Raw genomic sequence first — 8,288 nt, forward strand, 5'->3', positions numbered from 1 at the left:
TTCCGTCTAATCGCATCACGATCTCATTGACCATGCCGGGCAAGCGCGAGACCGGTGCCCCTGAGTTGCGGGACCGGCTCTACGAGCTGCTCGAACACGATCATCTGCCTTATACGCCCGGCGCGCGCCTGGTCGGGCTGCTGGTCCTGATCATCGCCATCGATGTGCTGGCGGCGATCCTGGCGTCGGTGCCGGAGTTCGACGCCTCGTTCGGGACGCTGTTCACGACCATCGAGGTCGCCGCGGTCATCGTGTTCGCGCTGGAATATGCGGTGCGGATCTGGAGCGTGGCCGGTCACTCCCTGCACGCGACGACGGCCGTGCGGGCGCGGCTCGAATATGTGTTCTCGAGCTTCGGCATCATCGACCTCATCGCGTTCGTGCCGTCGGCGATCGCGCTGATGCTGGGCGACAAGACCGCGGTGGTGATGTTCGGCATGCTGCCGTTCTTGAAGCTGGTGCGCTATTCGCCGGCGATGCGCTCGCTGCTGGCGGCGCTGCACGCCGAGCGGCGCACGCTGGTCGGCTGCCTCGTGATCCTCGCAGGCGCAGTGCTGCTGTTCGCTTCGCTGCTCTACGCCATCGAGCACAAGGTCCAGCCGGACAAGTTCGGCACCATCCCGCAGGCGATGTGGTGGGCGATGGTGACGCTCGGCACCGTCGGCTATGGCGACGTGATTCCGGTGACGCCGCTCGGCAAGATCGTCACGACGTTCGCGATCGTGTTCGGATTTGCCATGATCGCGCTCCCGGTCGCGATCATCTCGACCGCCTTCGCCGACGAGGTGCGCCGGCGCGATTTCGTCGTCACCTGGGGCATGCTGGCGCGGGTGCCGCTGTTCTCCCATCTCGGCGCCGCCGAGATCGCGGATATCATGCGCCTGTTGCGCGCCCAGACCATCGAACAGGGCGAAGTGCTGGTCCGCCGCGGCGACGTCGCGTCCTCGATGTATTTCATCACCGCAGGCGAGGTGGAGATCGAATTGCCGAGCCAGCGGGTCCGGCTGTCCGACGGCACCTTCTTCGGCGAGATCGCATTGCTCAAGCGCACCAGCCGCTCCGGCACCGTGACAGCGACACGCAAGACGAGGCTGCTGGCGCTCGACGCGCAGGATTTCCACGCTTTGATCGAACGCCTGCCGGCGCTGGCCGCGCATGTGAAGGAAACGGCAGAGGCGCGGATCGCCGACACCGGGGAAGTCAGCAAGGGCGATATCGCCGCGGCCGAGATCGCACAGGCGGAGCTGGCTGGGAGCAGCAGCGGAAACGACGATCAGGCTGTGCATTCAAAAGATCATGCCCGCTGAATCCTGAAGAGCGGCGCAAGAGCAGACAAGCCAATATCGACGCAGGAGGCAACCTCGTCAGAGCGGCAGCTTCTTGGCGCAAAGCAGACGTCTGGTCGGATCCTCGCGCCTCGGATGCGCCAATAAGGAACGGCTGCGGCTATCAGAACACGTCGATCGGCTGCTCCGCCAGTGCGTTCGTTGCGAAGAGGTTCGACCAATGGCGGGGGCTGCAATTCATTTGGCGTCTACGGCCACAGCGCAGCCCATCCCAAGCATCTAGGGTCAGTTTCGTGAGGTAACCGGAGGTCAGGTCACACCATAGCCTGAGCATGGTGTCGAACAGGTTGCCTACGCGCCCCTAACAAATCAAGGACTCTCAGAATGAACACACCTCGACTTTCACGGCGCGCAGCGCTTGTGCTCGCGCTCGCCACCTCGGCCCTGTTCCTTGCGCCTGTGGCGAGTGCCGAGCCGCTGCCGGCCGACGCGATCGTCGGAGTTTGGGAGGCGGATGACGGCACGGTCAAGCTCGACATGTACAAGGCCGGATCGGAAATCCAGGCGCGCATGCTCTACGGGAACGAGATCGTCGAGGCCGACAACGTTACCTTCAAGAAGGACGCCAACAACCCTGACCCCGCGCTGCGTTCGCGCTCGCTTAAAAATGTCGTCGTCGTGACGGGTCTCCGCTGGGCCGACGGCGAGTGGAGCGGCGGTTCGATCTACGATGCCTCCTCCGGACGCACCTACAACTGCAAGGCGGCGCTCAAGGACGGCAAGATGCACCTAAGGGGGTTTCTGGGCATTTCGGCCATGGGACAGACCAGGGTCTTCCATCGCGTTCGCGGATGACGCGCTCGACGCAACAAGCCAGAAACCGGTGTTCGGGGCCGCACGGCGGCTCCAGCATCCGAGACCGTTAGAGGCGTCCCGCCGTGTTCTGGATCTCGGCCTGGTTGGGATTGTCATCCAGTGCCTCGGAGAAAAATTCCTGCCGCTGTTAACTCTCTGTTTGGCTTCGCTGGCGTCGGTTGGCGCAATGTGCAAGTCTTTTGGCGGACTTCGTCAGTGTCGCGGCGCCTGGAGGCCGTAGGGTTAGCCAACCACTGAGAGGTTGAGATGACTGATAGACGCAAGAAGACAGCATTTGTGACCGGGGCGTCCTCGGGCATGGGCAAGGAAATCGCAAAACGCCTGATCAAGGACGGCTTTCAGGTGTACGTCGCCGCGCGCCACATCGACAAGATGGATGACCTGGTCGAGCTCGGAGCCAGGGCGTTGCGCATGGACATCTCAAAGGAGGTCGAAATCAAGGCGGCGGTCGACGCCATTCTCAGCGAGGTGAACGGTGTCGATGTGCTCGTCAACAACGCCGGCTTCGGCCTGTATGGTCCCGTCGAGGACGTCAGCATCGAGGAGGCGCGATATCAGTTCGAGGTCAATCTGTTCGGTGCCGCCCGCCTGACGCAGCTTCTGCTGCCGAAGATGAGGGAGAAGCGCGCCGGCACCATCATCAACATCACCTCGATGGGCGGCAAGATCTATACTCTGTTGGGCGCCTGGTATCACGCCACCAAGCATGCGCTCGAAGGCTGGTCGGATTGCCTCCGGCTCGAGCTCGCCGCCTTCGGCATCAAGGTCGTGGTGGTCGAGCCCGGCCTGATCGAGACGGGGTTCGGCGACGTGGTCGCCAATGGGCTGCTCAAGCGGTCGGGTGCAGGTCCCTACGCCAAGCTGACCCAGGCGGTCGCGAAGTCGACCCGCGATGCGTACGGCCAGGGCCGCGGCACCGATCCGAGCGTGATCGCCAATGTCGTGTCCAAGGCCGTAAGGGAGAGTAAGCCGCGCACGCGCTACGTTGCGGGCAAATACGCCCAGCCGATGATCAAGATCCGCGAATGGTTCGGCGACCGCATGTTCGATCGCGTGATCATGAGCCAGATGCGCTAGGACCAGCCATGAGTGGAGCGGCCGCAGACAGATGCAAGGTGCCACAGGCCTTCTGGCAGACGGTCGAGCGCATCGGCGTGCCGGCGCCCGTTCTGCTGCGGCAGGCGCGCCTGCCGGCGACCTTGCACCTGAACGAGCAGGGGCATGTCACCACGGATCAGTTCTTTGCTCTCTGGAAGGCCCTCGAGGAGCTGAAGCCGGAGCCCGGGCTCGGAATCGAGCTGGTGCAGCGGACCGACACGGCGGTGCATCCCCCCTCGAGCCTCGTCGCATTCTACGCGAAGGATTACCGCGACGGGCTGCTTCGCATCGCGCGTTTCAAGCGGCTCTGCTCGCCGGAGCAATTGAGTGTCGCGGAAAGCAAGGACGAATGCGCCGTCACGGTCGAATGGCCTCACGCAAGCGAGCCGGAGCCCGCGATTTCGACGGACGTGACCTTCGCGTCCTTGGTCGAGCTCGGGCGTCGTGGCACCGGACAGCATTTGACGCCGAAGCGCGTCGAGCTCGTCCGCCCTCGTCCGAAGGGTGACGTCTACCAGAAATATTTCGAATGCCCCATCCGCTTCGGCGCGGCACGCAACGCGCTCATCCTGAAACCGACCGATCTCGATCGTCCGTTTCCCGGATACAATCAGGCGCTGCTCGAGATGCTCACGCCGGCGCTGACCTCCGCACTCGGAGAACTGCAGGCGCGCAGCTCCATCAAGGAGCAGGTCAAGGTCGTGCTCAAGCGGAGCCTTGCGAGCGGACGGCCGGAGCTGTCGGACGTCGCGCGTGATCTAGGCCTGAGCGAGCGCACCCTTCAGCGCCGCATCACCGAAGAGGGCACAAGCTTCCGCGATCTTCTGGTCGAAGCGCGCCAAGAGCTCGGGCGGCAGCTTCTGTCCGACCCGTCGGCCGAAATTGACGAAGTCGCGTGCCTCCTGGGCTATCAGGATGCGAGTTCGTTCTATCGAGCCTTCCGATATTGGGAAGGCGCGACGCCAAGCCGCTGGCGGGAGCTGCACGGCAACAAACTTCACTAGGCAACGGAATCCGGATGAACATTGAGGCGGCCGCTGCATGCAGCTCCTCGATTTCGGCCTGGCCCACTTCTTTGGCGGTTGCTGCAAGTCCATTGGCGTGGTTCGCCACTGCCGGTTGGCTGCTCCAGCGATACGAAGAACCCGACAGCATTTGCTGAAAGTCAACTCACCAAGGAAGATCGCATGTCAGACAAAGTCTGGTTCATCACCGGCGCATCCCGCGGCTTCGGCCGCATCTGGGCCGAGGCCGCCCTCAAGCGTGGCGACAAGGTCGCGGCCACCGCCCGGGTCTTGGCGGACGTGGCCGATCTTGCGGAACGCTATGGCGACGCCGTACTGCCGTTGGCGTTGGACGTGACCGACGCCGTGGCAGTCCAGAACGTCGTTACCAAGGCCTTCGCGCATTTCGGGCGGCTCGATGTCGTCCTTAACAACGCGGGCTATGCGCTCGTCGGGGCGATCGAAGAGGCGCTCGAGGCCGATGTGCGCGCCGAGTTCGACACGAATGTCTTCGGCACTCTTCGCGTCATCCAGGCCGCGCTTCCTCTGCTGCGGCGACAGGGCAGCGGCCATATCATCGGCGTGTCGAGCGTCGCCGGCATCGTCGCCGGGCCCATCACTGGATTCTACAACGCCTCGAAATTCGCGCTCGAAGCCATTCATGAAAGCCTCGCGCAGGAGGTCAAGGGCTTCGGGCTGAAGGTCACGATGCTCGAGCCGGGCGCGTATGCGACAGGATTTGCCAGCATGTCCTCGCTGAAGATCACGCCCGTCATCGCGGCCTACGGGAATACCCGAGCCGAGGTGTTTGCGGCGGGTGCCAAGCTCGGCTTTGGCGATCCGCAAGCAACGGCGGATGCGATCCTGAAGATCGTGGACGCGGAGGACCCGCCGTTGCGGTTCTTCGTCGGCACGGAAGGTCTGCCGCGCGCCCGTGCCGCCTACGCCGACCGCCTCGCCACCTGGGAAGCGTGGGAAGCTCTTTCCAACGCCGCCCAAGGCGAGGCAAGGCAGCACAACATCGCATCGTAGCGCCGAGGAGCCGGCCCCGGCGCTCCGGCGTCGGGGTCGGCTGGAGGTCGACCGCTTTCGTCGAGAAAATCCGGAAACTCGTGCCGAACAATTTTACTCGCAACCAGAGAGGAGCGTCTCCTTGGGTTCCGCTGCCGTTTTGGACTTCTTTGAGTTCATCCGCGCCTTCGTTGCAAATCCGAGGCAAGTCTCTGCGATCGCCCCGTCGGGCCAGACGCTGGCTCGTCTGATGACGCAGGAGATCGTTCCCGGCGCCGGGTCAGTCATCGAGCTGGGACCAGGGACGGGCACCTTCACCAATGCGCTGATCCGGCGCGGCGTTCCGGAACGCGACTTGTTGCTGGTCGAATACGGCTCGGACTTCGTCCGTTTGCTGCAAGAGCGCTTCCCGAGGGCGCGGGTGCTGTGGATGGATGCGCGTCAGCTTTCGCAATACGAGCCCTTCATGGCCCCCGCCGCCGCGGTTGTCAGCGGACTTCCGCTCCTGTCGATGTCGCCGCGCAAGGTGATCGCAATTCTCAGCGGCGCCTTCCGCCACATGCGCGATGACGGCACCTTCTATCAGTTCACGTATGGGCCGCGCTGTCCGGTGCCACGGCCAATTCTAGATCGTCTTGGGCTGAAGGCCAGCCTCGTCGCGAGGACGGCTTTGAATATTCCCCCGGCCTCCGTCTACCGCATCCGGCGGCGCCCGCACAGGCGCGTCGAGGGAACACAGCTACCTTACAACGGCGACGATCCGGGCAAGCGCGGAAGTCTATAATCGAGCGGGACCCAGGAGGCCCTAGCCAGACGCGCCTCAGCCGCCCCGCTGGACCAATTCAACGGTGATGCCCTCAGGACCCTCGAAGAGCCGCAGCTTTCGGCTGATATAGTCCATTTCGTCGCTCAGCACGGTTACGCCGTGGGCTACGAGGTGCGCGGCGGCCGCCTCAATGTCGTCGACGCGGAATGCGAGGTGATTGAAGCCCCGTTGTCGCAGATTCGTCGGGTGCGCCCCCGGATCGGTCCCTGGTGTCGGGTCGAACTCAAGCAGCTGGATCTCGAAAGGAGGATCCGCTCCTTCGAGCGCGAGGGTGATGTGCTGCGCTTTCATGCCCGGCATGCCCATGTACCGGGCGGGAAGGCCACCGTCGATCGTCGCGACGTGATCCTTTGTGAAGCCAAGCAGCGCGAAGAACGCGATCGCCGAGCCGGCGTCCGCCACTGCGATCGTAACATGATCTGGATTGAGTATCATCTCACCACTCCCTATCATCAACGCCGCACACTCGGCAGCGCCTGCTTACCTCGGCCGGGCGGAGCTGTGCGCAACTGGCCGTTCGGCTCTTGCAAGGCTACCAGCTCGCTCCGTCGCACGGTAGGCGGGCTGGCCCGCGGCGAAGTCTGCTTCGGGCCAGACTCGGAAGTTCCCGATTTTTGCGACGCTATTGCCCTCCACTTGCGAAAGTCGCACAGGAACCGGCGTTACCTCTCTTCAGCTTAAGGGACAGATACAACGGCAAAACCAACTAGAGAGCGGGCAATTGCCGAAACCAACGCCCGAGGTAAAATCGATCGATGCACCGAGACCGCTACTAATCTTACTCAAAGGGTTGCTATCCGACTTTAATTGTCAGTATCCGGGATACCCGACGAATACCGACAGCCTTGCGCGGAGGATGATCCGATGGGGTCCAACAGTGCAGCTTCGATACTAGACCGCATTCTTGATACGGCGGCGGACAATCTCAGGATCGCAAAGATTCTGGTTCAGATGGGTCTCGATCCGAACAACATCACCTACGACGCACTATTCAACCGGCTGCTGGAAATCGTGCTCGCCAACATCACGCTCGCCAACATGTTCGCTCTCGTTGGCGCCATCTTTCTTGCCGCTACCTTGCTGATGCAGACGATAGTGCCGCTGCGCGTCGCAAACATGGTCGGCTGCATGTTCTTCGTTGCCTATGGCGCGCTCTCGGGAAATGTCGGGGCTTTCATCCTCTATCTGCTCTTGCTGCCGATCAATGCAATCCGCCTCCGTCAAATGCTCAATCTCATCAAAAGGGCACGTATCGCGACGGAGGGCGATACCTCATTGGAATGGCTCAAACCGTTCATGACTGAACGCAGATATCGCCGGGGAGACATATTGTTCAAGAAGGATGATGCAGCTTCCGAAATGTTCCTGACGGTCACAGGAACGTTTTTGGTCAGGGAAATCGGCGTCGAGCTTCCGCCGGGACGTCTCATGGGCGAACTCGGTTTCCTTACGCCCAATCAGCGGAGAACCGCGACCGTCGAATGCATCGAAGACGGGCAAGTGATGACTATTACTTATGAAAAGCTGCTCGAGATTTATTTTCAGAATCCACAATTCAGCTATTACTCTCTTGTGCTGACCAGCCAGCGCTTGCTCGAGAACATATCGCGGCTGGAAGGAATTATCGCACAAGAAAAGACCGCGCGGCAGATTTTAGCCACGGATGACATAGCTTAACCCTTGGCTCTTGATGTCCCGCACGTTTGGTAACAGGACATCCCGACGCAGCGCAGGTCTCGCGATGCAACGACGTCCGGTTTGGGGCCACAACCGGACTCATGCAGCGCAACAAACGACACATTACTCGATGATCTCGTCGCTGCCGATCGGTCAAAAGCGGCACTTTCGGATCGAGCTTCCATTTCCGTTTTTACCTCCGAAATCCGACATACAGGGTATTCGGCTGAGCCTTCGAAACCGGCTCCCTGCTTTCACTACGGCCTGCTTCGCTTTGCGCACAACGACGATTTCGATGCTTGGCCGCGACACGACGACCCGACGGGCAAATCAGTCCAAAGTCTGTCCAGCCCTTACGGAAAAAACATTCCGCTTCCGTCGTCGGGCAAATCAGTGATTTAACTCCGCGCGTCTCACCCGAAAGAGGGGCGGCTCGCGATCGTCACGAACGTTGCGGTGAGATGCGGTGGACGGGAGTGTCACGACTGACGAGCGTGGCACTCGCGGACG

The 8,288-nt window shown here is 62.0% G+C and carries 8 protein-coding genes; 7 read left to right on the forward strand and 1 reads right to left on the reverse strand.

Annotated elements, in window-relative coordinates:
• Positions 1 to 32 precede the first annotated feature (32 nt).
• From AC5ZG1_RS09500 to AC5ZG1_RS09525, 6 genes are all read left to right on the forward strand, one after another.
• Positions 33 to 1,307: a cyclic nucleotide-gated ion channel gene (locus AC5ZG1_RS09500; protein ID WP_456646074.1), complete on the forward strand. Its 1,275-nt coding sequence runs from the start codon at positions 33 to 35 to the stop codon at positions 1,305 to 1,307.
• A 363-nt stretch (positions 1,308 to 1,670) separates the two neighbouring features.
• A complete protein-coding gene (locus AC5ZG1_RS09505) occupies positions 1,671 to 2,141 on the forward strand; it encodes a DUF2147 domain-containing protein (protein ID WP_456646073.1) in 471 nt (156 codons plus the stop codon).
• 267 nt (positions 2,142 to 2,408) lie between these two features.
• Positions 2,409 to 3,239, forward strand: coding sequence for an oxidoreductase (locus AC5ZG1_RS09510; RefSeq protein WP_456646072.1), 831 nt, complete (start codon positions 2,409 to 2,411; stop codon positions 3,237 to 3,239).
• Positions 3,240 to 3,247: 8 nt separating this feature from the next.
• Positions 3,248 to 4,264 carry an AraC family transcriptional regulator gene (locus AC5ZG1_RS09515; RefSeq protein WP_496132685.1) on the forward strand — a complete coding sequence of 339 codons (1,017 nt, stop codon included), beginning with the start codon at positions 3,248 to 3,250 and terminating at the stop codon, positions 4,262 to 4,264.
• A 183-nt stretch (positions 4,265 to 4,447) separates the two neighbouring features.
• A complete protein-coding gene (locus tag AC5ZG1_RS09520; RefSeq protein ID WP_496132686.1) occupies positions 4,448 to 5,296 on the forward strand; it encodes an SDR family NAD(P)-dependent oxidoreductase in 849 nt (282 codons plus the stop codon).
• A gap of 229 nt (positions 5,297 to 5,525) precedes the next feature.
• A complete protein-coding gene (locus AC5ZG1_RS09525) occupies positions 5,526 to 6,059 on the forward strand; it encodes a class I SAM-dependent methyltransferase (RefSeq protein WP_496132687.1) in 534 nt (177 codons plus the stop codon).
• Positions 6,060 to 6,095: 36 nt separating this feature from the next.
• Here the strand turns inward: AC5ZG1_RS09525 and AC5ZG1_RS09530 are convergent, their stop codons facing one another.
• Entirely contained in the window at positions 6,096 to 6,536 is a 441-nt protein-coding gene (locus tag AC5ZG1_RS09530) for a VOC family protein (RefSeq protein ID WP_496132688.1), read from the reverse strand.
• 429 nt (positions 6,537 to 6,965) lie between these two features.
• Between AC5ZG1_RS09530 and AC5ZG1_RS09535 the strand changes: the two genes are divergently transcribed.
• Positions 6,966 to 7,778, forward strand: coding sequence for a Crp/Fnr family transcriptional regulator (locus tag AC5ZG1_RS09535; protein WP_463327642.1), 813 nt, complete (start codon positions 6,966 to 6,968; stop codon positions 7,776 to 7,778).
• Positions 7,779 to 8,288: the final 510 nt, after the last annotated feature.

Source organism: Bradyrhizobium sp. Leo78 (assembly GCF_059512425.1).

What these genes read in the sequence shown, in the direction of transcription:
- AC5ZG1_RS09530 (WP_496132688.1), bottom strand. Translation starts at nt 6,536, where the DNA reads ATGATACTCAATCCAGATCATGTTACGATCGCAGTGGCGGACGCCGGC.
- AC5ZG1_RS09515 (WP_496132685.1), top strand. Translation starts at nt 3,248, where the DNA reads ATGAGTGGAGCGGCCGCAGACAGATGCAAGGTGCCACAGGCCTTCTGG.
- AC5ZG1_RS09505 (WP_456646073.1), top strand. Translation starts at nt 1,671, where the DNA reads ATGAACACACCTCGACTTTCACGGCGCGCAGCGCTTGTGCTCGCGCTC.
- AC5ZG1_RS09520 (WP_496132686.1), top strand. Translation starts at nt 4,448, where the DNA reads ATGTCAGACAAAGTCTGGTTCATCACCGGCGCATCCCGCGGCTTCGGC.
- AC5ZG1_RS09500 (WP_456646074.1), top strand. Translation starts at nt 33, where the DNA reads ATGCCGGGCAAGCGCGAGACCGGTGCCCCTGAGTTGCGGGACCGGCTC.
- AC5ZG1_RS09535 (WP_463327642.1), top strand. Translation starts at nt 6,966, where the DNA reads ATGGGGTCCAACAGTGCAGCTTCGATACTAGACCGCATTCTTGATACG.
- AC5ZG1_RS09510 (WP_456646072.1), top strand. Translation starts at nt 2,409, where the DNA reads ATGACTGATAGACGCAAGAAGACAGCATTTGTGACCGGGGCGTCCTCG.
- AC5ZG1_RS09525 (WP_496132687.1), top strand. Translation starts at nt 5,526, where the DNA reads ATGACGCAGGAGATCGTTCCCGGCGCCGGGTCAGTCATCGAGCTGGGA.